A 23,220-nucleotide genomic window follows, 5' to 3' on the forward strand; every position below is an offset into this window, starting at 1 on the left:
CCGTTTAGGGTATCGGAGGATAGACCGAATACTTGACAGGGTAGGGGTCGTTGGTTCGAGTCCAATCGGAATCACTAATTGAAAAAAGGCTGGAATCCCTGGTAGACAAGGGTTCTAGCCTTTTTTGTGTTTTGGGTAAAGAGTAGTACAAGGGTGTTAGAGGGGGAAATGCTAACATTTTGCTACCATAAATATATTAATTGGTGAACGATGAAATATAATGGACCTATACAATACGAAGTAATTAGAGTGCAACGGAGTCCAGTTGTTTTAATCTTAAAGGAAATAAACAAGAAAGACAGAAGATAATATTAAGCAGCGGTATCTAAGGCAATAAGTGCTTAGTGATCTAATTATAAAGCATATCAGTATGCGGGGGTGCTGTATGGGTAAGTTATTTCTGTCAGGAGGCGGAAGTGCGGAACAAACGGTTACTATAGATAGAATATTTGTAAGTGAAATTGAAAGAGAAAGGCCATTATTGTATCTACCTATTGCAATGGATGCGGCAGATTATAAAGATTGTTTCAGATGGATAAATGATACATTTAATCCTTTAGGTATTAATGAAGTCGTTTTATGGACTAATGTGCATAAAAAAAGAGTTGAAGATCTTAATGATTTCTCAGCCATATACATTGGAGGAGGGAATACTTTTATCTTACTGAAAAGGATAATGGAAAGTAAGTTTGATAAAGTTCTAAAGAGTTATTTAGATGATGGAGGAGTTGTTTATGGTGGAAGTGCGGGAGCGATTATTTTTGGCAATAATATAATGACTAGTGCACATTTAGATTCTAACACAGTAAAAGTAAATAATTTTAAAGGTATAGGGATGGTAGGAAATTACTCTGTCTGGTGTCATTTTAAGAAGGATAATGATCACTTAATTAATAGGTTTGTGGAAGAATATGATTCTTCAGTAATTGCATTGCCAGAAGAAACGGCTATCTTTATTAACGGCTCCGAAACAAAGGTAATCGGAACAGAGCCTGCATATATTTTTACGGAGAAAGGATTAAAAACTATTTCTATAGGTGATTTCTCATTATAAAAGTGAAAGGTTATATATTAAGAAATAAAAGGATGAGATTTTTAATCTCATCCAATAAGAACTTTGTCTATTTAATGAGCCTACTTGCAGAATTGTATCAAACGTTTCTATTTAAGAGGTTAATAAGTCCATCCTCAATAATGAACAATTCACTTTTATAGATTGTGTTTAAGAACAAATCTTTTAATTTATCGGCTGAAATCAATAATCTTTCAATAGTAACTTCGTTAGGATAAGAATCAAGAAACGCTTCTATAAAACCAGGATTTAATGTTTCATACGCTTTGAACTGGTGGAGCTTTTTACCTTCGTTATGTGCCTCTATTTCAAGCACATAATCACGCATCATCTCTAACATTTTCATTGCATAGATTAAGTTGTTCCGTTTTAGTTCTATATTAAATCTCCTCATATTAAATACAAATTCAAATGGAATATCCTCATTCATATCATATTTTATATTTTGTGAGGTGAAACGCTCTTGTTCCATCTTCATTTCCTCTGATACCTGTCCTGTTTTATCTACAATCACTTTCCATAAAGGAGACCTTACGCCCAAATAAGATGTGGGTAAGGTGGAAACGTTAAACTCTAATCCATTTTCTAAAATGGCGATAATGATATAAACATTTTCTCTATGTCTTTTTTCCTTTATGTAGACAGCACCAAGCTGAGCTAAGCATTGATGAACATAATCCTTTAAATCTCCAACATTGGTTATATCAGTAGTTGAAACCATTAAATCGATATCAGAATATTCGTCGTTGTAGCCTATTACCCCAGAACCTATCCTAACAATACCTTCAACCAGATCAGAAGATGTCAAATTAGTAATGGTATCGTTATAAAATCTATCCCAAACTTGCGGACTATACATATATTCGCCCCCTAATTTTTGCTTTTCTTATTAACCTTTTCTGCTACACTGGTTTGATAAAGCAGTAATATTTTTACCTTACTTAGATAACCTAAGTCTATCATAGGTTTCCACACTTGGAATTAAATTCCCTTTTGGTACTTTAGAGTATTGGTAGGAACTCTCTCTAAATACATAAATCGAAGGTGTATTCCTGTCCTCATCATATTCATCTATTGATGATAAGAGAAGGTTTCTTTCCTCTTTAGCTTCTTCAGAAAGGATAAACTTAACAACACCATTTTTGATATACTTATAGTAGAAGATTATTTTTTAAATTAATAGGATTAGGATTTAATAGTCGATTTTTTTGCATCAGTAATTTATTTAGCTTTATGGAGGAATCTTTATGGGGTTATTTGATAGATTTATCGTGCAATCTGTAGTAATTGAAGGGGAAGACTATGGCTTGAATGAGGTATTCAAATCAATAGATGATGGAATACAAAAATTAGAATTTATTGCAGATGGGATACTTCTGGGGATGTTCCTAATGGGATCAATTACAATTTTAGCTGCGGGATTATTGACTTTTATAATTTGTTTCCTAGCTATGTTTCCTTTTAAATCAAAGGAGGAGAAGAAGTCTTTTTGGAAGACACAGGGGTTTGTTATGTCAGGCTTTGTAATTGTTGCTGCTTTGCTATTTGGTATTCCATATGCCATCCTGGCGTAAAGGAGGAGTTGCATTTTTCCAAACAAAAAGCTCCCGAAGAGATTTGATTTATCCGTTAGTTACTATTAAATATTTAATTATGGAAAAGGTGCTAAAGCGTCCATAAGAGAAGCGAAATCGAAGAGAGAAGTTATTTATGATTTTAAAAAACAGCAAAGTTGTTTCATAAAGAGACAGTTGCTGTTTTTGTTTAAGGTATCTATTTTATTTTTGCGCTTTCTTTGTACCTAATAACTATCTTCTGTTGTTTGTTACTTTCTACTTGCTCGCTAAAGTTACCTACGACTTGAATTATCTTCATAGCAAGGGACATATATAAGCCTTGTTCTTTCTGCTTTCGAAGTGTCGCGGCAAGTCCTATTCGTGCAGCCATCTTACCTTTTTGGCCTTCTCCTTCAATTGTATTCTTCACCAGGGAATAAAACCTTTCGTCTTGGCTCTGAATTTCATCAGCAAGGTTCTTCAACATCTTAATCTTATGACCGTGATCATCTTCCGGAATTATTTGGACTGTTTTATAGTCAGTGAATTCCATCCATTAGATCCCCCTTACCAAATCAAACATTTGAGATAGCTTTTCCTCTTCCGCAAATAAATCTTCTACAGCTTTTCTATAGTCTTCTATGAGCTTATAGCCGCTATCTACACTCGACTTCATTTCATATATCTGTTCATCCAAATCAGCTTTTTCTAGTGGAAACACGTTATCTATTACCTTTAGCGATTCAACTTCATAAAGGGGGTATCTGTGCATCCACCCTCGACTATATGCGTACCCTTTGGGATTACTTTCGATGTGATATATTTCGTCGAGTACTTTTTTTCGTTCTTCCTTGAAAGCTAACTGTATCTCTTCGTGAACGGTCTTTTCCAGTTTTGCTATAGCAGACATTTTATCTTCAAATATTAGCGCACCTTCGCGGTATAATCTTAAAGCAGCGGACATATTTACTTCAATGGGCTCTCCACCAGCACCAGTAGTTGTGTAGATTAAGTCTTTCCCGGAATAGCTTTTATTGCCACCTGTTAGAGCATTAAGCATCTCTTCTATACTGTGACTCCCTTTAATGGATTCCAGTCTCTCTAATATTCCGCTGTCTAGAATATTTTCAATAGAACCAGTAAAGGATTCTCTGAGTCTTTCATACGCTTTATACAAGCGGTAGTCACCGTAAAGGGAAATTTCATTCAGTTCTTCGTTTATGACTGCATTTTCATTAATAGCAGCATAAGCCTCTGCTAGGCCTTTATCTAAGTTTGCTATCTCTTCTATCATTATATTCTTTTGGTCTTCGGTTATATATCCTGCTTCATAGAGCCGGCCGAATATAGTCTCAGCATTTTGGGTTATTATCTTTGTCTTTTCTAATAATGGCGGTAAGTTTTCTTTTAATGCCTTTATCGTCTCGTCGAATTCAGCGTGATCAAATGCATACCACTTAAAGATATCCAGACCACCTTCAATTCCTTCGAGGTATTCCAATTTCACCCCAAGAAGTTGAGAAGCAACTTCATTTACGCCGCCTTTATTGTCAGCAATTGAATAATCAATCGCCAGGTCTCTAAAGCTTGCGATTACATCATCAGGAATATCATCGATAAGTTCTTTTATTTCTGCCACTTCTGGATTTGTATCTATCATCTCTACATCTCCAAAGGTAACAAACCCCGCTTTTTCTGTTACAGCATAAAGCGGATCATCTTCTGAAATCTTTTGATGAATCTCTACAGGTGCATCTTTGTAATAGTCTTTAGTGAACTCAGCTAGTTCCTTTGTTGGCACATCAAAAATAGCATCCTGCCCTTTTAACCCAAAGTGACTTTTAACTGCTTTGGCAAATTCCAAATCGTAGTAATAGACCTCTACAGGCGGTAGCTGTAATCCATTAACACCATATATTTCATCGAATGTATCATCAACTATACCAGTCACCACACTGTTATGGTGTCCTAGCGAGTGCCCTAAAGAAATGATTTCAGATTCCTCTGCTACCCCTAGTTGTTTTTTGGCATCACCTACGAATTCCTTGGTGGCTTCAGCTTGCGCCTTAGATTGCCCCGCAAAAGGTCCTTTAATATTTTCGCTCCAGTCCGCACCATCGGTAGACCCTTGATTTATAATATAAAGTTTTTCTTCTCCGCCTTCTGTAATCTTAAGCGCTGTTCCGTCATAACCTGATGTTTGTAATACGGCTTTAGATTCTGATGAATGGAAAATGTCAATTTCCCCTTCAAACAATTCTCCGGTTTCTTCTAAGTATAGCGTTTTGAACTTGATCTCCAACTCTTCAGGATTTAAGTTATCGTATTCCGCGTTAACAAGACGCATCCAAGTACTCGTAGAAGTAATCTTATCCAGCGACATAACAAATCACTCGCCTTCACTATGAGTCAGCTTTATAGATTGAAATATATTTATAACCCTTTCCTTTTCATCCTCAACAAGTTTAGAACATTCATCTTCACTTAGATTGTCACTACAAGTCATCATTGAGAATAACTGTATATTTTCACGATTTTCATTCCATATGACGGCCATAACCCCTGGATAAATCTCGTCTTTTGATTCAGCAACCTCTATCGACTGATTATCAAAGTTTGATTTCAATGGTCGAAATTCTAATTCTTCACCCGCTTTAGAAGAAACCCCACTTTTAATAGATTCTTCGCTATCCATAAAGCCGTAATATGTCAACCTGATTTCCGTATACAGATCAAGAGTTTCATCTTTATGAGAAATGATTAGCCGTTCACTACTGTTATTTTTTCCTCTGTCATAACTCTTATCTCCAATATACATATTCTCCGGGAAGTCCATCGTGAATTTTCCGGTCAATCCTTTGAGTGGGTAATAGCCTTCTCGTACAGGCTCAGTTGATTGAAGGAAGTCACGAGTAAATTCATCCTGAAATGCCGGAACATCCGGCAAGTCTTTTGGATCCATCTCGGATGGCGAAGCAGAGCCTTTACCATTCGACATACTACATCCTCCTAACACAAACGCCGTTAATAATATTAGTATTAGAATTTTAGTTTTCACAGAGTGTACCTCCGCTCTTATGATGCTTACTGCATAGGATTATACAAAACCAGCTGCTACAATTACAGGGATATAGTGGAAATTCACAAAAAATCATACTTTTGTCTTGGGTATTATTGCTAACTAATCAGGATAGTGTATTTATCAACGGCATATAGCAAATTACTTACTTTTACTCAGCGACAGCTTTATCGATTGGAAAATTATTGATATCCTTTCCTTCTCAGACTCAACCAGCTTACTACAATCATCAGTGTCTATATCTTCGCTACAAGTCATATCAGTGAAAGTTTGTATATTTTCATCATTGTCATTCCAAATCAATGTAGCAAATCCAGGGAAAGGACCAGATGAATAATTAGCAACTTCAATGTTCTGTCCCTCAAATTCAGTGTTTTTTGACTGAAATTGAAGTTCTTCATTTATCTTAGCGGACAGTCCTTCCTTAGTTGACTCCACGTCACTCATAAAACCATAGTATTTTAATTGTATATTGGTGAATACGTCAAGGCTTTCATCAGTATGAGATATAGTGAGAAATTCACTGTCATTTTTTGAGGATTTATTATAACTTCTCTCAACTATATTCATATCTCCTGGGATTTCCATTGTAAATTTCCCGGACTTCGCTTCAAACGGGTAAAATCCTTCTCGAACCGGTTCAGTTGATTGTAGGAAATCGCGAGTAAATTCATCTTGAAATGCAGGTACATTAGGTAAATCTTGTGAATCCATCTCGGAAGGTGAAGCAGATCCTTTTCCATTTGACATACTACATCCTCCTAACACAAACGCTGTCAATAATATTTGTATTAGAAATTTAGTCTTCACAGAGTAATACCTCCGCTCTTATGATGCTTACTGCATAAAATTATACAAAAACAGATACTACAATCACAGGGATATAGTGGATATTTACAAAAGACCGTTCTTTCGTCTTGGGTATAATTACCATTGAGTATGAAGATGTGAGCATACGGCGTTGTAAGAATACGTTTTATTTAAATGGCCAAAAGCAGCATATGACAAATTATTCTTCAAATAGTTAAGCCTGTATTTGCAATATGTATTGAATCATAGTAGAAGAAGACGAGACTTATTGAGGATAACTGTATTGGTTCTGTTTTTCTTATTTTACTAATACAGATGGATGAATGGCCATTTGCTAACGTCAATGCTAACGTAATTAATTTTTTGAGCTGATTTTAACGGAATTAATGGACTATATGGACAGAAAAATCCCTTAAAATACGCTATTTACGCTTATAACAAAATTGACAGGGGAGGGGTCGTTGGTTCGAGTCCAATCGGAATCATCATTTAATAAACCCTATAGCCATTACGGTTATAGGGTTTTTACATTTTAAATTTGCAGTTATAGAAATGTGATGGATTTAATGATACATCTATACTTATGTAGCCATACTTTAATGCATAGTGAAATATGCCTTTTATGCAACGGTTTGTCCCTTATAAAGCATATTGGATATCATCGTAATGTCTCTTGATTCGATGGGAACGCTAACGTTGTCCGGCATGACTGATTCCTTCCTCTTTACTTGTATGAAGATATTATTATATTTGAAGAGAGGATAAATCTCGAAGTATTTGTGACCAAACTGAGATTGACCTTTACTAGGGGTCTATCATTAACATGTATGATTGGGTCCGGGAAATCATTGTGTTTCATAGCATTTCGGTAATAATGCTAATAGCTTGATGACGAGTATGAACGAGGAATCATAAACGGACGTAATTAGTGTACAGCAGAGGAGCGAGGATGTTTTATTTTTAAAGGAAATAAGCTAGAAAGACAGAAAATAGTAGTTAGTTATCGTGTTTAAAACAATTATAGTGATAAGGGGTGCTTTATGGGTACTTTATTTCTGTCAGGAGGGGGAAATGAGAAACAAACAATAACCATAGATAGAATGTTTGTAAATGAAATCGACAAAGAAAAACCCTTATTGTATATACCTATTGCAATGGATGAAGCGGATTATAATGACTGTTTTAATTGGATAAGAAAAGTGTTTACTCCTTTGGGCATGGAGAATATTGTTCTATGGAGCAGTGTGAATAATAAGTGTATGGAAGATCTCAGTGATTTTTCAGCTATATATATTGGCGGTGGAAATACTTTTACGTTATTAAAAAAGATTAAGGATAGTAAGTTTTACCGACTATTAAGGCTATATTTAAATAACGGAGGTATTGTATATGGTGGAAGTGCGGGTGCAATTATTTTAGGTGAAAATATTATGACCTGTGCCCATTTAGATAGAAATACAGCTAATGTAAGTGACTTTCAAGGTATGGGGATGATCGGGAAATATTCTGTTTGGTGCCATTTTAGGAAGAATGAACAGTTTTTAGTTACTAAATTTGTGAAAGACTTTGATTGTCCAGTGATTGCATTGCCTGAGGAAACAGCTATCTTTATTAAGGACAAAGGTAATTGGAACTGAGCCTGCGTATGTCTTTACAAATAAAGGAATGAAAACTATTTCTATCGGTAAATTCACTTTATAAAAGTAAAAAAGCGTTACACAAAATAAGTTTAAAAGGGATGAGAATTTTAAAATTCCATCCTATATTATCTATTTTCTCCTTAGAAATCTGATTGGTTATCCGTCACATTTATTACTGAATAAAATGCCCTTCGCTGGTTCATCGGATTAATCGGCTATGATCGTCAAGAAGCAAACGTTGAGCTAATTGAGGATCCATTTAGGAATAAAGCTTCAACGTAGAAACTGTAATCAAACTGATAGAGATTTTGCAAAGTTGAAAGACATGGATAATTAACAATAAAAGACAGTGGCAGATTTATTATAATCTGCCACTGTCTTTTTGAAATAAAATATTGAATTACAAATGCAAGACCACGTGCTTCCAAAGAGATTTATTTACTCAATGCTTGCTGCTGATTGCCACGATACATATAGTGGGGTTGCGGTGCTAAGTTTCTGTTTGGTAGTGCCTCCGAAATACTAAACGGAGTCCATTAACAATGAACGATGAATCACGCGTAGAAAGACGAAAGGGCCTCCGGTAAAAAGTCGCTGAGAAATGACAAATTCATCCGCAAAGATCTTGACTACCTCTTACGGGATTTCTATGAAATGTTTTATAAGGTTAATATTTACAAATGGTATGCCGATAAAAAGAGAGAATTAGTCAGGAGGGAATCGAATGCGTTTGAATCATCAATATATCCGCACCCAAGTAATGATACAGAATATCTTAAAAAAGGTATCATCTGACAGCGGGAAAAGTACATCTTCAGATACACAGCCAGTGATGGAAAAGGCATACAGACTTGAGACACAATCCCCTGAGAAGGGTATCAATCAGATCAACTACTCTAAGACCAGTGTAGCGGGAAACAATGGAACTTTCAGCAAATTGTATCAATCAGCGAATGATCGAACAGTGACAGATACAGGAGGAGTAACGATAATTAAATCCAATAACCCCTATGAATCTGAGGGTGATATCAGAATCAAAATATTAGATGAAAAATACAGCAGGGTGAATGCGATTAACAGAACAAAGTCTGATCCATTAGGCTATATCAAGGATAAGTATCAAAATTCAAAGTCGCCCTATTTCAGAAGTGATCTGACGGCTGCTGAAAGACAGGCAGCTTACGATAATGAAACAGAATGGCTATTCAAAGGGAAAGCGCAAAACTATAACCTGCAGGATGCTGCATTTCGCAATATCAGGTTTAATGGGGAAGTGGAGGCTGAGAATGCCAAAGTGTATCAGCGAAGTCAGGTGAACCAGCAGCTGCAAGTATTGTGGAACAGAAACAAGATTCACATACCGCAGGGGACAGAGCTTACATTTACGATTACACCGATTGACTATAAGGTGCGGGTCAGCGGAACAGATGATGAGGCACTCATCGAGCAAATAGAGCAAGTGCTGCAATCTGGTGACAACGGCAAAGAGCTATTCTTACATATCATGAAAAGCCAAAGCAGTGATTCAGCACAATTTTCCGAAGAGGCATATAAAAAATATCAAGCCGCACGTGAAATGTATGACGTCACAGGTTATCGGCTGAAGGATTTAAAAGTGGTCGATGGGCGTTACGTAACACCTGATGGACGTGATTTATTAGAAGTATATAAAGAAGGGCTTGAAAAAGATCCTGTACAAAAGCATACTGCTTCCTATGCGATAGCTTACTATAGTTCGGAGCTCAGTAAAATAGCAGAAGCCGGGTATGATAACATTCCGGATTTCATCCTATCGATTGCTTACAGCAATGGATCTTTACGGGATGTGGGACAAAGCAAGGGCTATGGCACCGGAGATACCAATTGGCTTGAAACTTTAAAGCATAAAACGGGTGTGAATTATTAGAAAGCTGTTCATTGAAACGGCTTTTTCTAGATTTAAGTTCCTATTTAAATTATTCCACTATGATGATGCAAGAGTGATTAATTTTAGTGAATTATGTAACGGTTTTGATCCAGAGCATTGGAGCAGCAGTTGCCGTTAGTTTCCTTGCTGGTGGTATGAAAAATCATGAACGGCTCCCCTGAGCCGACCAAGCTTACCGAAATAGCACATGCGAGGACTGCAGGATCACACAACGTGTTTTTGTTCACGATGCACTGATTGGATTCATCATAGCGCTCTTTATCCGCCGTGTTGTAATCAATCATTTCACTTCGCCCAGAACGATGGAAGTTGCAAGTCGGATTTCCGTTATAAAAACAGTGGAAATTCGGAAGCACCAGGGTTACTACCAGGAAAGGGATGATCATCAAGCTCAATTGGTATAACATATGATATAATCCATATGTTTCACTACTCTCTTTTACGGTTTGTACAATTGTTACAGATGGTATATTTGTAAGCAGTTTGCTATCAAATCAAAATAGAACAACGTGGGTAAGTTGAGAGCAAGGGGCTTTGATATGGAAAGAAACAACCGATCGATAAATGATTTACAAAAAGGTTTGAAAAATCGCCATGTGCAGATGATTGCACTGGGCGGGGCAATTGGAACCGGCCTATTTTATGGCTCTGCGTCTTCCATAGGATTAGCAGGTCCGGCTATCCCGCTTGCTTATCTGGCTGGGGGCTTGATGATTTTCCTGATCATGCGGGCTCTGGGCGAACTTTCTGTCGATACGCCAAATTCCGGTTCCATCAGTTATTATGCTTATGAGAACTTAGGAGACTTTTTCGGATTCTTCTCCGGATGGAACTATTGGTTTAATTATATAGCTGTAACGATGGCTGAATTGACGGTCGTCGGTATATATGTCCAATATTGGTTTCCGGAAGTGCCGGCTTGGCTGACAGCATTCGGCTTCCTGGTCTTGATTACTTGCATAAACCTATTAAGTGTCAAGTTATATGGTGAATTCGAGTTCTATTTCGCTCTGATCAAAGTGATAGCCATCATTGGCATGATAGTCCTGGGCTTGGTAATCATCTTCACTGGTATTGGAAATGATGGTGTACCGACTGGATTCTCCAATCTTTTTGATGAAGGAGGATTCTTGCCCAATGGGATGATAGGCGTTCTTCTTTCCATTGTACCCGTGATGTTCAGCTTCGGTGGCGTTGAACTGGTAGGTATAACAGCGGGTGAGGTTGAAACACCAAAGAAGACGATTCCCAAGGCAATTAATCAAGTTGTTTACCGCATTTTAATCTTTTATGTAGGGACAATGATTGTCATTACGTCTATCTTTCCATGGAATCAAATTGATGGGGAAAGCAGTCCATTTGTCCAAATACTCGATGGTATCGGTATACCCGCAGCAGCTGGAATATTGAATCTTGTTGTCTTGACTGCAGCTGTGTCGGCACACAATAGTGGTCTGTACAGTAATGGACGCATGCTGTATTCCTTAGCGAAGCAAGGCAACGCGCCACGGTTCCTGCAGCATGTCGGGAAACGGACAGGTGCACCAGTACCAGGTATTTTACTTTCATCGGGAGTGGCTGGAATTGCTGTCATCATTAATTACTTATTCCCGGAAAAGGTATTCGGCTACGTGATGGCTACTGCGACGGTTGCAGGTATCATCAACTGGATTATGATTGTTACCATTCACTTGGCATTTCGGAAGCGCATAGGGAAGGAAGCAGCACGCAAGCTATCCTTTAAGCTGCCGCTGTATCCTGTATCCAATTATGTCGTACTCCTATTCCTTGTAGCGGTGCTTGTCATCATAGGCTTCATGCCGGATTATCGTTTGGCTCTTTATATAATGCCATTATGGATACTTATACTTGTGATAGGATATAAGCTGAAGAAAAAATGAAAAATGCGTGCCCTAGTATAGGGACACGCATTTTTTTAATGAGATTACCGCTGAAAATGAACTAAGGGCGAAGGTTTTTTTCGAATATCAATTCAAAATAAGCGGCTGAACCGTATCCCTTGGTCGAAGGAGCGAATATCTGAATGAATCTCCATCCGCTGGCTGCATGTTTGTTGATGATGTCCTGATAATCTTCTTTAGGTTTACTGTTCCAAGTACCCAATTCTACTTTAACAAATTTGTATTCGAACATTAGAATCACCTCTAAGTGATATACGAATGAAATGATTGATAGTTTCTAAAAGCTAACAAATAGTCTTGTGTGTAGGAAAGCGGTAGGAGCAAGCTTGAATTTAGAGAGATTTTGAAGAAGAATCTCATTGAACAGTTGGTACGGAAAACCCCTTCGCATGAATAGGGTTTAATACTACTTAAATTTATTAACTAACTCTTTAGCCTGGACAATATCAAGTCCGATTAATTACTGAGTTTGGCGGCCGAATTAGATGACATACTTGCGAATGGTTAATTGAAATAGGAAAAGTTACTTAATGACTAAAGTTCAATTGAGTGTACGGGTGAATCTAATAGAAATAAGATAACAAATACTATTATACTGAGAACCGAAATTGCAATGGAAGGTGTTCGTATACTAGCTGCCAGACACAAAGAGCTAATGCGAATGATGTTGTAAACAAGGGGCTAACTGGTATAAAACAGCTAGCAAAGATAGCAATGCCATTGGAAATCGGCTTCAGTGTGAATACTATCCAATCTCTGCTCTCTGCGAGTTGTGGTTAACGGGGCATTTTAATAAAAAAATACCCTCCATTTTATTCACACGAAAATGGAGGAGTTATTTTTTATATTGAATTGCTTTTTTTAATAATATGATGTCTTGGTTAATATTTTTTTTGATATGGTCACTTGGGCATCTTTCAATATCACGCATCAATCGGACTAGCTCCCTATAAATTAATTTCTTTTCATTTAAGCGCACTTCCACTATCCCCCTAACTATACTTGTATCCCCTGTTAGTATGAAGTTAAACCTTTTTATTTATAAGGATTCAATTTACATTTTTTAGCATGCGTGTACGCTTTCACGCTCATATACTATTTCAATAGCCATCTACACCGATGCAATATGTTTACATGCATTTTTGTTGCAAATACAACAAAAATGCATTACTATTACATCCTGCACAGCAATCCAAGAGAGGTGGCTATATGAAAGAAATCCTACGGGAAATCGGGATGATTGCCAGGGCCTTGGATTCTATCAGCAATATAGAATTTAAAGAATTTGACCTTGCCAAGGGGCAATATTTATATCTTGTCCGCATAGTTGAGAATCCCGGAATCATACAAGAGAAGTTGGCCGAAATGATCAAAGTGGATAGAACAACCGCAGCGCGTGCCATAAAGAAACTTGAAATCAATGGTTTTATTGAAAAGCGGGATGATAAGCATAACCAGAAAATCAAAAAACTATTCCCGACAGAGAAAGGGAAAGAGGTTTATCATTCGATTATCAAAGAAAATGATCATTCGAATATGGTCGCACTAGCTGGATTTTCTGAAAGTGAAATAGAAACTATCTATCATCTTTTGCAAAGAGTGAGAAAGAACGTGGAAATAGACTGGGAATACGTTAAAAAAGGAAATACGCGAGACTATTGAATGCATAAAGGAGTTATTGTAAATGACGATAAATATAAGAAAATGCAGCCTTGAAGATGTATTGATGCTGCAGGAGATTAGTATCGAAACATTCCACGATACATTTAAAGATCAGAATTCGCCTGAGAATATGAAAGCTTACTTGGACAAGGCGTTCGCCATCAATCAGTTGGAAAAAGAATTATCCAATAGCTTATCGGGGTTCTTTTTCATCTATAAGGATGAAGAACTTGCTGGTTACCTTAAAGTAAACACAGGTGATGCCCAGTCCGAAAAAAAGGATGACGAGTCCTTTGAAATTGAAAGAATTTATGTAAGAACGATATTTCAAAAACAGGGGATAGGTAGATACCTGATGAACAAGGCGATAGATCTAGCAACTGGACTGGGAAAAAAGACCATTTGGCTAGGGGTATGGGAAAAGAATCCAAATGCAATAGCTTTTTATAACAAAAATGGATTTGTTAAAACTGGTGCGCATTCTTTTTATATGGGGGACGAACAACAAACGGATTTCATACTGACTAAAACGCTTTAATGTGAGCAATTACAGTAAGTAACATACAAATTCGAACACGACACGTTGGTTTTTTAAGAACACTGAAAAAAGCATGCCTCAACGCATGCTTTTTTTATAAAAAGGAACTTAGAACAGAGGATAGAACAAGTATACCCTTGAATGTAGTTGATTCAGAAGCGATTGTTGGTTCGAGTGGATTTTATATAATTTTCAGCGTCAATTTTTGCTTTTTGCGTGACGGATGTAGAAATTTCGTCAGGAGAATGAAACAGGTCTTTAGGCGTTGTGAAGGTTATAACGACTACAATAAGCAAACCAAATAAAAGCAATAACATCTTACGTCTCCTTTATTTTTTTCATTATTCTCATTATAAATATGCCTTGTGTACATTATGTGTTGTTTGCAACCAAGGTTTGTAAAATTATATTTTTATTGACATGAGATCGATTCCAGGATGTATGCTTCATTCGTACTTACAACTGACGAAGGAGAGAGGCAATATGTTAAAATTGGTTGTCACAGACTTGGACGGGACTTTTTTGAATAATAAAGGGAGTTTCGACAGGGAGCTATTCAGCGAAACATATAAAATGATGAAAGAAAATGGCGTTATCTTTGCTGCTTGTACAGGGAAACAGTGTGAAAGAGTGGAAGAACTATTTGAAGGTCATTCGGATATCTGGGTGTTGGGGGATAGCGCCACTCGCATCAAAAATGATGGCGAACTGATAAGGGATTTTCCACTCGACAAAAAATTGGGAATTGACCTCATACGCCATATCCAAGTGTATGACCTTGGGTTAGTTGTTATTGCATGTACTGGGGAAACGGCGTATGTACGGTCAGATATATCGGAAGCAGAATATAAAATTGTTCGAGGTTCTTATAAAGAATTGAGAAAATTAAATGATTTAACTGCCATTCCATCCGAACTTGTCAAAATAACCGTATATGATAAGCGGCACAGGTCGGTCAAACTAAAACAGCATTTGCTGGATCAGACATATTCTGAACCTGTCTATATGGTTGCTTCTGAGCCAGCTTGGCTTGATATTACAGCAGCAGACGTCCATAAAGGAAAAACCGTTCAAATATTACAGGAACTTGTGGGAGCGACGAAGGCAGAAACGATGTCATTTGGTGATGGAGAGAATGATGTGGAATTGATGAATATTGCAGATTACAGTTTTGCGGTTGCAAATGCGTGTGAGAATACAAAAGCAGCAGCTAGTTTCGTAACGAAGGCAAATGAAGAAAATGGTGTATTGCTTACCATTAAAAAGATGATTCATTTGATGAACTAAAATTTATTTTGTATACTTATTAAACTAGTTTAATAAGTATGGAGAGGGGTCTTGATGTTGAAAATTGAACATATTGCTATTTGGGTGAAAGATATCGAGGAAATGAGGCAGTTTTATACACATTATTTTGGTGCAAAAAGTAACGGCTTATATGTGAATGAAAAGAAAGGTTTTTCATCTTATTTCCTCACCTTTTCGAGCGGAGCACGATTGGAATTGATGAAGAAGGAGACGATTAACGAGCAATCGCTTCCCGATTACTTAGGGTGGGCGCATACAGCATTTTCTGTTGGCAGTAAAGAAGAGGTTGATAGATTAACTGAAAAACTTAGGACAGACGGTTATACAATCAAGGGTAATCCGCGCACTACAGGAGATGGCTACTATGAGAGCGTCATTGAAGACCCAGAAGGGAACACTATCGAAATCACTATATAGAGGGGATAAAACATGACGGAGAAAGTAAAAATGGCCGCAGGTGAGTTATACCTTTCTGCGGACAAAGAACTAGTACAGGACAGATTGGAAGCGCAAGAACTCCTATACCAATACAACTATACAAGAGGATATGAAGAAAAGCATCGCAAGGAAATCCTGAGGCAGCTTTTGGGGGCGGCTGATGATACAACAACCATCATGCCGAATTTCCGCTGTGATTATGGGTTTCATATTTTTGTCGGGAAGAATTTTTATGCGAATTACGATTGTGTTATGGTGGATGTATGTAAAATACGAATCGGTGATGATTGTATGCTCGGGCCGGGTGTTCACATCTATACGGCAGCACACCCTTTGGAGCCGGCAGAACGTAATTCCGGATTGGAATTTGGCAAGCCGGTTACCATTGGAGATAATGTATGGATCGGCGGGCGTGCAGTGATTAATCCAGGAGTTTCCATTGCCAATAATGTCGTCATTGCCTCAGGATCTGTTGTGACGAAGAGTGTTCCTGACAATGTTGTGGTCGGTGGTAATCCTGCGCGCGTTCTAAAGCATATAGAAGTATAAGAGGAAGTGTTCACGTTGGATGATCAGATGACGATGCAGGAACAAGTGAAGACAAATATAGTAAGGGGAATAAGACGTTTGCTGTTGGAACATCACAGGATGTCCAAGGCAGAAATTGCCGAAGCTCTTTCGATAAGCTTTCCCACTGCAAGCAAATTTATCGAGGAGATGGTGAACCGAGGAGAAGTACTCTCCTTGGGCCTTACACCATCGGCAGGGGGAAGAAGGGCTCGCAGCTATGCTTATAATCCCAACTTCGCCCATGCATTATTGATATATCTTGAAAAAGAGGAAACGAAGTATGTCATTACGGATGCAAATAATGAGAAGATCCTGGAAGATACTGCAGAAAGCTTATTAAAGCATGACCCCTCTCTTTTAGCTGCATTCTTTAAAACAAAACTCGCAGAGGACCCTTCTATAAAAACCATCGCGATGGGCATACCAGGAGCTGTGAACGGGGACGTGATAAGCTATATTCCGGATTATTCCCTATATGCAAATCAAAATATAAAAGCTATCTCGAATCTGCCGGTCGATATAACAATCGAAAACGACATGAATGCTGCAGTACTCGGATATCAAAAACGAAACGGACTATCCCTTGAAGCTTCCGTTGTGTACATATATATGGGTGCGAATGGACCAGGTGCCGGTATCCTGATCAATGGTGAATTAGTAAAGGGGCACACAATGTTCAGCGGGGAAATCTCATTCATTCCTTTAAATGATGATAGCAGAGTCATTACAAAAAGTGACTTTGACAAAGATGATGAAAAGTCCATCTCATTAGTTTCAAAATTGATCCAGACCATCAGTGCATTATTAAATCCTTCGCATATCGTTTTCCATCAAGGAGAGGCCAGTGAAGAATTCTTGAATAAGGCTTCTGAAAATTTAAAGAGATATTTTCCAAATGATCATCTGCCTGAGTTGTACATTAGTGATTGGGATAAAGATTATAAGGAAGGGCTTTGGGAGTTAGCGAAATTGAATTTAATACGTTTGGATATCAATTCTTAACTTCGTCAAGGCTTATATCGATGTTCGAAATTTCCAATGTAGTATACTCATAAAGTGACTCAATAATATTTTATCTAAAGGAGCAGCCATGAAAAACAAGATTGTTGCAGGTGTGCTTGGGATTTTATTGGGCAATTTAGGGATTCATAAGTTTTATCTGGGGGATATTGGGATGGGGATTGTGTACTTTTTATTTTCATGGACAGTCATTCCGGGTATCATTGGATTTATTGAAGGTCTTATATATTTATTTCAGTCGGATGAAGATTTCGATGCGAAGTATAACAGGTGAATCCTACAGACAACGGCCGCCGCAGAAGGGCAATTGCCGACTTTTTGATAGCATTTTTATCCGTGCCTGTTAGTGTAGGAGGAATAGGGGGATAAGTGGTTGAAAAGGTATATCGCATTCCTTTTAGCAGGTTTCTTCAGTGTGTTTTTTCTTGCTTTGTCTTTTTATGAGGGAAGTAATATTTTAGATGATCCGTTTGATTGGGAACACTCTACACCTTTTACCCATTTATTGATCGCTAATCCATCTTTCCCAACAGATATCGTTTTCTTGGATTACTTTGTATACGCTATAAAGTTCTATCCTTTTTATCCAATCCTGACCCTTATCAGCGGAGTTATGCTATTCGTTTTATCTCTGCCGATTATTAACCGAGATAAAAATTCTATAAGTATCCTGCTAGTGCTGTTGGGGATTTTGGGTATCAGTTTATCGGTTGCTTTCTTTTCGGCTCAAAGCTTAGGATCCGCTGTATACCGTCACTCTTTTTTATTCATGGGGCTATTCTTAACTATATATGGCGGCGTTTCAATCGCTAGAAATCGTCGTACAGCTTAATGGAAGAAGCCGCCTATACTCATAAGGCGGCTTCTTCCTTGTTTTAGGGAGTGTCGTAAAGGGAATAAAGGACGCTTTGCTCCTATGCCGATTGTTGGATGCAAGGACAAAAAAATTGTTATTATTTCAATGCATGATCAGCCAGCGTATAAACAACTGCATCATCCGTCGGAGGATTATGCAAACCTGCCCGTACATCCCGGAAGTGTCGCTGTAAAGGATTATTAGCAGATAAACTTCTGGCGCCAGCGATTCGCATGCAAAGATCAACAACATGATTCGCATTATTCGTGACTATGTGTTTTGCGGCTGCCAGATCTGGACTCATTGCGGATCTTTTTTCTGGGTAATCGATCCACTTCCTGGCGGTCGCATAAAGAACTTCCCTGGCATTGAAGAGAGCTAGTTCTATTTCACCGATTTTCCTTCTGACCTCCGGGACTTCCTTGATTGGACCAGGCAAGGAAGCAGGTCGTAATTCGGATGCAAACTGAATTGTATAATCTCTTGCAGCTGCAGCAATACCGAGATAAACAGCTGCGATTTGCAAGTACCAGCCTCTTGGAGTTACTGTACCTTTGTTTTCTTCCACAAGCAGCGCCTCTTGATCCACGAGTACATCATCCAATATGATGTCGTCACTCCTTGTGCCTCTCATCGCGATACTGTCCCAAGTTTCCTCCACAGCGACACCTTCCAAGGAATGATCAATCAAAAAGAAGCCTTTGTTGCCGGAAGGGTGAATCGTCGCCGTGACAATGCTATAGTCCAATGCTGCAGCTATCGAAGCAAAGGATTTGCGTCCATTGATTTTCCATTTTGTTCCTTCCGAACTTGCGATAGTGGTAGGAGCCGCTCCTCTTGAAGGGCTGCCGGTAGCGTTTTCCGTCTGTGCTAAATTCAGCAGAATCTTATCGTGCACGATTTTATAGCTTAGATCTTGAAAGCTATGTTCATCCCACTTCCGGTTTTCGGCATTTTCCAAAATGACACCAAGCTGCCAGCCGAATGACAGGGCTGTTGCAGCATCTCCTTGGGCAAGTATTTCTTGGATCTGTAAGTACTCTGAGAGATTCAATCCTTTGCCGCCATATTCTGGAGGGACAGTCAATGACAAAAAGTTGCTTTCTTTTAAAGCTTGGAAGTTTTCGTACGGAAATTCACCGGTTGAATCAGTATGGGCGGCACGTTCTTTAAACATTGCAGCTAATTTTATTGCTTGCTGTTTCACTTGATCGAACAATTCAGTTTTTTCGGCAGTCTCTCGCATCTTCATTCTCCTCATCCAATAAAATAAAAAACCTCTTTCTAAGAGAAAGAGGATACGTTTATGTACATATTCTCTCTCATCTCTCAGACATATCTGTCTGCTGGAATTAGCACCTTGCTTTGTTAAAGCGGTTGCTGCAGGGTCGCAGGACCAGTTCCTACCCTGACTCTAGATAAGTGATTCATTAGGTTGTCGGCATAAATATAAATCATTAAACAGAATGTTGTCAATTATCAAATTAGTTTCAAAAACTCGATTGACAGGTAGAGGACTGTCCTGTATATTGAGCTTTAATTCAATAAGCATTTCTTATCCAGAGAGGTGGAGGGACTGGCCCTTTGAAGCCTCGGCAACAGACTGCTGCAGTACTGTGCCAATTCCAGCAAGCTACTAGCTTGAAAGATGAGAAGAGAGTGGACGTTGTACGCCTGCGTCGGCTCAGCCAGACCTCTTCTTATCCGAGAAGGGGTCTTTTATTTGTAAAAATGGAGGGATAAAAAGTGGGAAAACAAATCATTCTGAATGCATTTGATATGAATAGTGCGATGCACAATTCGCATGGGTTATGGAAGCACCCAGAGAGTAAGCGGCATCGGCAATATAAGGATTTGGATTATTGGATTGATCTGGCGAAGCTATTGGAGCGCGGCAAGTTCGATGCGATTTTCTTTGCAGATGTTCTGGGTGTATACGATGTCTATCGTAATAGTAAAGCTCCTTCTATACGGGACGGCCTGCAGGTTCCGTTGAACGACCCTGCTTTATTGGTTTCAGCGATGGCCAGTGTCACAGAGAATTTAGGTTTCGCGGTCACGGTAAGCACTACATATGAACCGCCATTTGGGAATGCTCGGCGTTTTTCCACATTGGATCATCTGACAAAGGGGAGAGTTGCTTGGAATGTCGTGACCTCGTATCTTCCAAACGCTGCCCGCAATTTTGGTTTGACCGACATGATCAAGCACGATGAGCGGTATGGGATTGCCGATGAATTCTTAGACGTTTCTTATAAGCTATGGGAAAGGAGCTGGGAGGAAGATGCAGTTGTGGAAGATCAGGAAAACCAAGTATTAATAGACCCTGAAAAGGTACATGAAATACATCATGAGGGTCATTATTTCCAAGTCGAGGGACCGCATTTGAGTGAGCCTTCTCCGCAACGGACTCCGGTAATCTATCAAGCAGGTACATCTGAGCGCGGACGGGAATTTGCTTCCAAGCATGCGGAATGTGTATTCGTGGGAGGTCCTACCCCAGATCGCATCCGTTATTATGCAGATGATATAAGGGAGAGGGCTGCTAAGCATGGACGGAATCCAGATCATCTGAAAATCTTCTCCTTCCTAAGCGTTATTGTAGCGAAAACAACAGAAGAAGCGCAGCACAAGTACCAGGAATACACGAGTCATTGGAGCTCTGATGCAGCCAAGGCGCAATTTGGTGCAAGCGGCTATGATATTGCTGAATACGAAGAACTAGATCCTGACGAGCCGTTTACATACGGCAAATCAACAGAAGGAGGTCACTATAAGGCAGCCTCGTTGACGAAAGATGCATCCAGGCAACTGACAGTAGGAGAAGCATTAAAGCGATTTGATACACCTGATGAGAGTTTGATAGTAGGGAATCCGGTAGAGGTGGCAGATGCAATTCAGCTTCAATTCGAAGAGTCAGGAGTGGACGGGTTTAATTTGAATCATCTTGTTACACCAGGGGATCTGGAGTCCTTTATTGATCTGGTTATTCCGATTCTTCAAGAACGCGGACTATATAAACAATCCTATAAACCAGGAACATTGAGAGAGAAATTGTTTGACTATGAATCAAGCAGACTGCCGTCTGGACATCCTGCAAGTAACTACAGAGCACTGAAAATACCGATAGGAGAGGGAGATGAAAGGTGATAAAACTGGAGAACATTACAAAGAAGTACAGCAGCAAGGGCAAGCAAATCATTGGTGTTGACGATGTGACACTAACCGTCGAAGCTGGTGAAGTATTTGGAATTGTTGGGTACAGCGGTGCTGGCAAGAGTACACTGCTGCGGTGCATTAATTTATTGGAAAAGCCAACGTCTGGAAAAGTCTTTGTCGACGGAGTTGATTTGCACGAGTTGTCACCAAAGGATCTGCGGAAAGCCAGACAGTCGATCGGGATGATTTTTCAAGGTTTTCATCTCGTCTCATCAAAGACGGTATTTGAAAATGTGGCATTTGCATTACGAGCTGCAGGAGCAGACAAAAAGCAGATCAAGCAGCGAGTAGAAGAGCTGCTTGCCCTGGTGGGGCTGGAGGATCGAAAGGATCAGTATCCAGCGCAGCTTAGCGGCGGTCAGAAGCAGCGGGTCAGTATTGCTCGTGCGCTTGCGAATCAGCCAAAAATTCTTTTGTGCGACGAAGCAACTTCGGCATTGGATCCTGGTACGACAAAATCAATTTTATCTTTACTAAAGAAAATAAACAAAGAACTTGGCCTGACCATCGTTGTCATCACGCACGAGATGGAGGTTGTAAAAGAAATCTGCAGCCGCTGTGCAGTGATGCAGGATGGGAAAGTAGTCGAGCAAGGTTCCACCTATGATATCTTCTCTGACCCAGCTAACCCCCTGACCGTATCTTTTATCCAGACAGTACTTAATTTTGATCTTCCGGAAGAGTTATTGGGAGAAATAAACGGAAAGTTGGTCAGGCTGCAATTCAAAGGCAGTATCGCTGCAGAAGCAGTTGTATCGGATATGTTGCAGGCCTTTCAGATACGCGGCAATATTCTGCACGGTAAAGTAGAGTACATCCAAAGCAAGCCATTAGGGATTTTTGTAATGGAATTGAACGGAAATGAAGCGGAAGTAAATAAAGCAATTGCTTATCTCAGAGAGAAAGTAAGCAAGGTGGAGGTGTTCAGTGATGGATCGCGTGATCGCCATCTTGCCTGAGTTGAACCAAGCATTTCTCGAGACGCTCTTAATGGTTTCTATCGCCTTGGCAGTAGCGATCTTGATCGGATTGCCCTTTGGGATTTTGTTATTTGTAACAGATCGCGGATTATTTTTGGAAAACGTACTAGTAAAAAGAGTGGCAGGGCTGGTTATCAATCTCATTCGATCCGTTCCTTTTGTGATTCTGCTCGTCTTCTTACTGCCGTTCACACAATTTCTCCTTAATACGACGATTGGTCCTTTAGCTGCCTCTGTATCTTTATCTGTTGCGGCCATCCCGTTTTATGCAAGACTCGTAGAGTCCTCTGCCAAGGACATAGACAAGGGTGTGATTGAAGCTGCTATTGCTGTTGGTGCTTCTCCGTGGATGATTATCAAAAGTATCATTCTCCCGGAAGTAAAGCCTGGCTTAATAACTGGACTGACGATAACAGCTATCAGTCTTATTGGGTATTCTGCCATGGCCGGCACAATAGGCGGAGGCGGAATCGGTGATCTGGCTATACGGTATGGGTATTATCGCTATGATAATACAATTATGTTCACCACCGTTATTGTGTTGATCGTACTCGTTCAAGTTGTGCAATACTTAGGTGATTTAGTAGCAAGAGTCGTATCAAAAAGATGAACTCTCAGGGGGT

24 protein-coding genes and 2 riboswitches are annotated in these 23,220 nt (G+C 39.1%); of the genes, 16 read left to right on the forward strand and 8 right to left on the reverse strand.

The annotated features are described in order from the left end of the window. The first annotated feature begins 385 nt into the window (after positions 1-385). Entirely contained in the window at positions 386-1,054 is a 669-nt protein-coding gene (locus tag AB1K91_RS08240; protein ID WP_413089311.1) for a Type 1 glutamine amidotransferase-like domain-containing protein, read from the forward strand. A gap of 97 nt (positions 1,055-1,151) precedes the next feature. On the opposite strand, the gene AB1K91_RS08245 is transcribed toward AB1K91_RS08240, so the two are convergent. Then, positions 1,152-1,931, reverse strand: a complete 780-nt coding sequence (locus tag AB1K91_RS08245; protein WP_413089312.1) for an aminoglycoside 6-adenylyltransferase — start codon at positions 1,929-1,931, stop codon at positions 1,152-1,154. 388 nt (positions 1,932-2,319) lie between these two features. Here AB1K91_RS08245 and AB1K91_RS08250 point away from each other — a divergent pair, with 388 nt between their 5' ends. Continuing rightward, entirely contained in the window at positions 2,320-2,646 is a 327-nt protein-coding gene (locus AB1K91_RS08250) for a hypothetical protein (RefSeq protein WP_413089313.1), read from the forward strand. Between the two features lie 199 nt (positions 2,647-2,845). On the opposite strand, the gene AB1K91_RS08255 is transcribed toward AB1K91_RS08250, so the two are convergent. The 4 genes from AB1K91_RS08255 to AB1K91_RS08270 all read right to left on the reverse strand — a co-directional run bounded on the left by AB1K91_RS08255 (position 2,846) and on the right by AB1K91_RS08270 (position 6,457). Next, a complete protein-coding gene (locus AB1K91_RS08255) occupies positions 2,846-3,181 on the reverse strand; it encodes a hypothetical protein (protein WP_413089314.1) in 336 nt (111 codons plus the stop codon). 3 nt (positions 3,182-3,184) lie between these two features. Then, positions 3,185-5,011, reverse strand: coding sequence for a DUF6792 domain-containing protein (locus AB1K91_RS08260; protein ID WP_413089315.1), 1,827 nt, complete (start codon positions 5,009-5,011; stop codon positions 3,185-3,187). A gap of 6 nt (positions 5,012-5,017) precedes the next feature. Beyond that, positions 5,018-5,626 (reverse strand): hypothetical protein, encoded by a 609-nt coding sequence (locus AB1K91_RS08265; RefSeq protein WP_413089316.1) that lies wholly within the window; start codon positions 5,624-5,626, stop codon positions 5,018-5,020. A 222-nt stretch (positions 5,627-5,848) separates the two neighbouring features. After that, entirely contained in the window at positions 5,849-6,457 is a 609-nt protein-coding gene (locus AB1K91_RS08270; protein ID WP_413089317.1) for a hypothetical protein, read from the reverse strand. 1,100 nt (positions 6,458-7,557) lie between these two features. On the opposite strand from AB1K91_RS08270, the gene AB1K91_RS08275 reads away from it, so the two are divergent. Further along, positions 7,558-8,154, forward strand: a complete 597-nt coding sequence (locus AB1K91_RS08275) for a Type 1 glutamine amidotransferase-like domain-containing protein (protein WP_413089318.1) — start codon at positions 7,558-7,560, stop codon at positions 8,152-8,154. Between the two features lie 727 nt (positions 8,155-8,881). Then, positions 8,882-10,063, forward strand: coding sequence for a DUF4885 domain-containing protein (locus AB1K91_RS08280; protein WP_413089319.1), 1,182 nt, complete (start codon positions 8,882-8,884; stop codon positions 10,061-10,063). An 83-nt stretch (positions 10,064-10,146) separates the two neighbouring features. On the opposite strand, the gene AB1K91_RS08285 is transcribed toward AB1K91_RS08280, so the two are convergent. Beyond that, entirely contained in the window at positions 10,147-10,491 is a 345-nt protein-coding gene (locus tag AB1K91_RS08285) for a hypothetical protein (RefSeq protein ID WP_413089320.1), read from the reverse strand. Positions 10,492-10,623: 132 nt separating this feature from the next. Here AB1K91_RS08285 and AB1K91_RS08290 point away from each other — a divergent pair, with 132 nt between their 5' ends. Beyond that, positions 10,624-11,985, forward strand: a complete 1,362-nt coding sequence (locus AB1K91_RS08290; protein WP_413089321.1) for an amino acid permease — start codon at positions 10,624-10,626, stop codon at positions 11,983-11,985. Positions 11,986-12,046: 61 nt separating this feature from the next. On the opposite strand, the gene AB1K91_RS08295 is transcribed toward AB1K91_RS08290, so the two are convergent. Beyond that, positions 12,047-12,238 carry a DUF4177 domain-containing protein gene (locus AB1K91_RS08295; RefSeq protein WP_093726991.1) on the reverse strand — a complete coding sequence of 64 codons (192 nt, stop codon included), beginning with the start codon at positions 12,236-12,238 and terminating at the stop codon, positions 12,047-12,049. Between the two features lie 977 nt (positions 12,239-13,215). Between AB1K91_RS08295 and AB1K91_RS08300 the strand changes: the two genes are divergently transcribed. The 8 genes from AB1K91_RS08300 (at position 13,216) to AB1K91_RS08335 (ending at position 18,374) form a co-directional block, all read left to right on the forward strand. After that, positions 13,216-13,668 (forward strand): MarR family winged helix-turn-helix transcriptional regulator, encoded by a 453-nt coding sequence (locus AB1K91_RS08300; RefSeq protein WP_413089322.1) that lies wholly within the window; start codon positions 13,216-13,218, stop codon positions 13,666-13,668. Between the two features lie 22 nt (positions 13,669-13,690). Next, positions 13,691-14,206, forward strand: a complete 516-nt coding sequence (paiA, locus tag AB1K91_RS08305; protein ID WP_413089323.1) for a spermidine/spermine N(1)-acetyltransferase — start codon at positions 13,691-13,693, stop codon at positions 14,204-14,206. 483 nt (positions 14,207-14,689) lie between these two features. Further along, positions 14,690-15,493, forward strand: coding sequence for an HAD-IIB family hydrolase (locus AB1K91_RS08310; RefSeq protein ID WP_413089324.1), 804 nt, complete (start codon positions 14,690-14,692; stop codon positions 15,491-15,493). Positions 15,494-15,550: 57 nt separating this feature from the next. Then, positions 15,551-15,931 (forward strand): VOC family protein, encoded by a 381-nt coding sequence (locus AB1K91_RS08315; RefSeq protein ID WP_413089514.1) that lies wholly within the window; start codon positions 15,551-15,553, stop codon positions 15,929-15,931. A gap of 12 nt (positions 15,932-15,943) precedes the next feature. Beyond that, the gene (locus tag AB1K91_RS08320; protein WP_413089325.1) at positions 15,944-16,501 is read left to right on the forward strand and encodes a maltose acetyltransferase domain-containing protein; all 558 of its coding nucleotides are present in this window, start codon (positions 15,944-15,946) and stop codon (positions 16,499-16,501) included. A gap of 15 nt (positions 16,502-16,516) precedes the next feature. After that, positions 16,517-17,524 (forward strand): ROK family transcriptional regulator, encoded by a 1,008-nt coding sequence (locus AB1K91_RS08325; protein WP_413089326.1) that lies wholly within the window; start codon positions 16,517-16,519, stop codon positions 17,522-17,524. Between the two features lie 88 nt (positions 17,525-17,612). Then, entirely contained in the window at positions 17,613-17,816 is a 204-nt protein-coding gene (locus AB1K91_RS08330) for a TM2 domain-containing protein (RefSeq protein WP_413089327.1), read from the forward strand. A gap of 99 nt (positions 17,817-17,915) precedes the next feature. Beyond that, a complete protein-coding gene (locus AB1K91_RS08335; protein ID WP_413089328.1) occupies positions 17,916-18,374 on the forward strand; it encodes a DUF4306 domain-containing protein in 459 nt (152 codons plus the stop codon). 121 nt (positions 18,375-18,495) lie between these two features. Here AB1K91_RS08335 and AB1K91_RS08340 read toward each other — a convergent pair whose 3' ends face one another. Further along, positions 18,496-19,644, reverse strand: coding sequence for an acyl-CoA dehydrogenase family protein (locus AB1K91_RS08340; protein WP_413089329.1), 1,149 nt, complete (start codon positions 19,642-19,644; stop codon positions 18,496-18,498). Positions 19,645-19,717: 73 nt separating this feature from the next. Next, positions 19,718-19,823, reverse strand: a riboswitch (SAM riboswitch). Between the two features lie 127 nt (positions 19,824-19,950). Beyond that, positions 19,951-20,053, forward strand: a riboswitch (SAM riboswitch). A gap of 91 nt (positions 20,054-20,144) precedes the next feature. Between AB1K91_RS08340 and AB1K91_RS08345 the strand changes: the two genes are divergently transcribed. Genes AB1K91_RS08345 through AB1K91_RS08355 form a run of 3 tightly spaced genes read left to right on the forward strand, consistent with a single transcriptional unit; the run spans position 20,145 to position 23,207 of the window. Continuing rightward, the gene (locus AB1K91_RS08345; protein ID WP_413089330.1) at positions 20,145-21,548 is read left to right on the forward strand and encodes an LLM class flavin-dependent oxidoreductase; all 1,404 of its coding nucleotides are present in this window, start codon (positions 20,145-20,147) and stop codon (positions 21,546-21,548) included. Continuing rightward, positions 21,545-22,576: a methionine ABC transporter ATP-binding protein gene (locus AB1K91_RS08350; RefSeq protein WP_413089331.1), complete on the forward strand. Its 1,032-nt coding sequence runs from the start codon at positions 21,545-21,547 to the stop codon at positions 22,574-22,576. Before AB1K91_RS08345 ends, AB1K91_RS08350 begins: the two co-directional genes overlap by 4 nt. Then, the gene (locus AB1K91_RS08355) at positions 22,548-23,207 is read left to right on the forward strand and encodes a methionine ABC transporter permease (protein WP_413089332.1); all 660 of its coding nucleotides are present in this window, start codon (positions 22,548-22,550) and stop codon (positions 23,205-23,207) included. The genes AB1K91_RS08350 and AB1K91_RS08355 overlap by 29 nt, the downstream gene beginning before the upstream one ends. The last annotated feature ends 13 nt before the right edge of the window (positions 23,208-23,220 follow it).

It is taken from the genome of Terribacillus jepli, from assembly GCF_047228925.1.
Lineage (GTDB): Bacteria > Bacillota > Bacilli > Bacillales > Amphibacillaceae > Terribacillus.

What these genes read in the sequence shown, in the direction of transcription:
- AB1K91_RS08240 (WP_413089311.1), top strand. Translation starts at nt 386, where the DNA reads ATGGGTAAGTTATTTCTGTCAGGAGGCGGAAGTGCGGAACAAACGGTT.
- AB1K91_RS08245 (WP_413089312.1), bottom strand. Translation starts at nt 1,931, where the DNA reads ATGTATAGTCCGCAAGTTTGGGATAGATTTTATAACGATACCATTACT.
- AB1K91_RS08250 (WP_413089313.1), top strand. Translation starts at nt 2,320, where the DNA reads ATGGGGTTATTTGATAGATTTATCGTGCAATCTGTAGTAATTGAAGGG.
- AB1K91_RS08255 (WP_413089314.1), bottom strand. Translation starts at nt 3,181, where the DNA reads ATGGAATTCACTGACTATAAAACAGTCCAAATAATTCCGGAAGATGAT.
- AB1K91_RS08260 (WP_413089315.1), bottom strand. Translation starts at nt 5,011, where the DNA reads ATGTCGCTGGATAAGATTACTTCTACGAGTACTTGGATGCGTCTTGTT.
- AB1K91_RS08265 (WP_413089316.1), bottom strand. Translation starts at nt 5,626, where the DNA reads ATGTCGAATGGTAAAGGCTCTGCTTCGCCATCCGAGATGGATCCAAAA.
- AB1K91_RS08270 (WP_413089317.1), bottom strand. Translation starts at nt 6,457, where the DNA reads ATGTCAAATGGAAAAGGATCTGCTTCACCTTCCGAGATGGATTCACAA.
- AB1K91_RS08275 (WP_413089318.1), top strand. Translation starts at nt 7,558, where the DNA reads ATGGGTACTTTATTTCTGTCAGGAGGGGGAAATGAGAAACAAACAATA.
- AB1K91_RS08280 (WP_413089319.1), top strand. Translation starts at nt 8,882, where the DNA reads ATGCGTTTGAATCATCAATATATCCGCACCCAAGTAATGATACAGAAT.
- AB1K91_RS08285 (WP_413089320.1), bottom strand. Translation starts at nt 10,491, where the DNA reads ATGTTATACCAATTGAGCTTGATGATCATCCCTTTCCTGGTAGTAACC.
- AB1K91_RS08290 (WP_413089321.1), top strand. Translation starts at nt 10,624, where the DNA reads ATGGAAAGAAACAACCGATCGATAAATGATTTACAAAAAGGTTTGAAA.
- AB1K91_RS08295 (WP_093726991.1), bottom strand. Translation starts at nt 12,238, where the DNA reads ATGTTCGAATACAAATTTGTTAAAGTAGAATTGGGTACTTGGAACAGT.
- AB1K91_RS08300 (WP_413089322.1), top strand. Translation starts at nt 13,216, where the DNA reads ATGAAAGAAATCCTACGGGAAATCGGGATGATTGCCAGGGCCTTGGAT.
- paiA (WP_413089323.1), top strand. Translation starts at nt 13,691, where the DNA reads ATGACGATAAATATAAGAAAATGCAGCCTTGAAGATGTATTGATGCTG.
- AB1K91_RS08310 (WP_413089324.1), top strand. Translation starts at nt 14,690, where the DNA reads ATGTTAAAATTGGTTGTCACAGACTTGGACGGGACTTTTTTGAATAAT.
- AB1K91_RS08320 (WP_413089325.1), top strand. Translation starts at nt 15,944, where the DNA reads ATGACGGAGAAAGTAAAAATGGCCGCAGGTGAGTTATACCTTTCTGCG.
- AB1K91_RS08330 (WP_413089327.1), top strand. Translation starts at nt 17,613, where the DNA reads ATGAAAAACAAGATTGTTGCAGGTGTGCTTGGGATTTTATTGGGCAAT.
- AB1K91_RS08340 (WP_413089329.1), bottom strand. Translation starts at nt 19,644, where the DNA reads ATGCGAGAGACTGCCGAAAAAACTGAATTGTTCGATCAAGTGAAACAG.
- AB1K91_RS08355 (WP_413089332.1), top strand. Translation starts at nt 22,548, where the DNA reads ATGGATCGCGTGATCGCCATCTTGCCTGAGTTGAACCAAGCATTTCTC.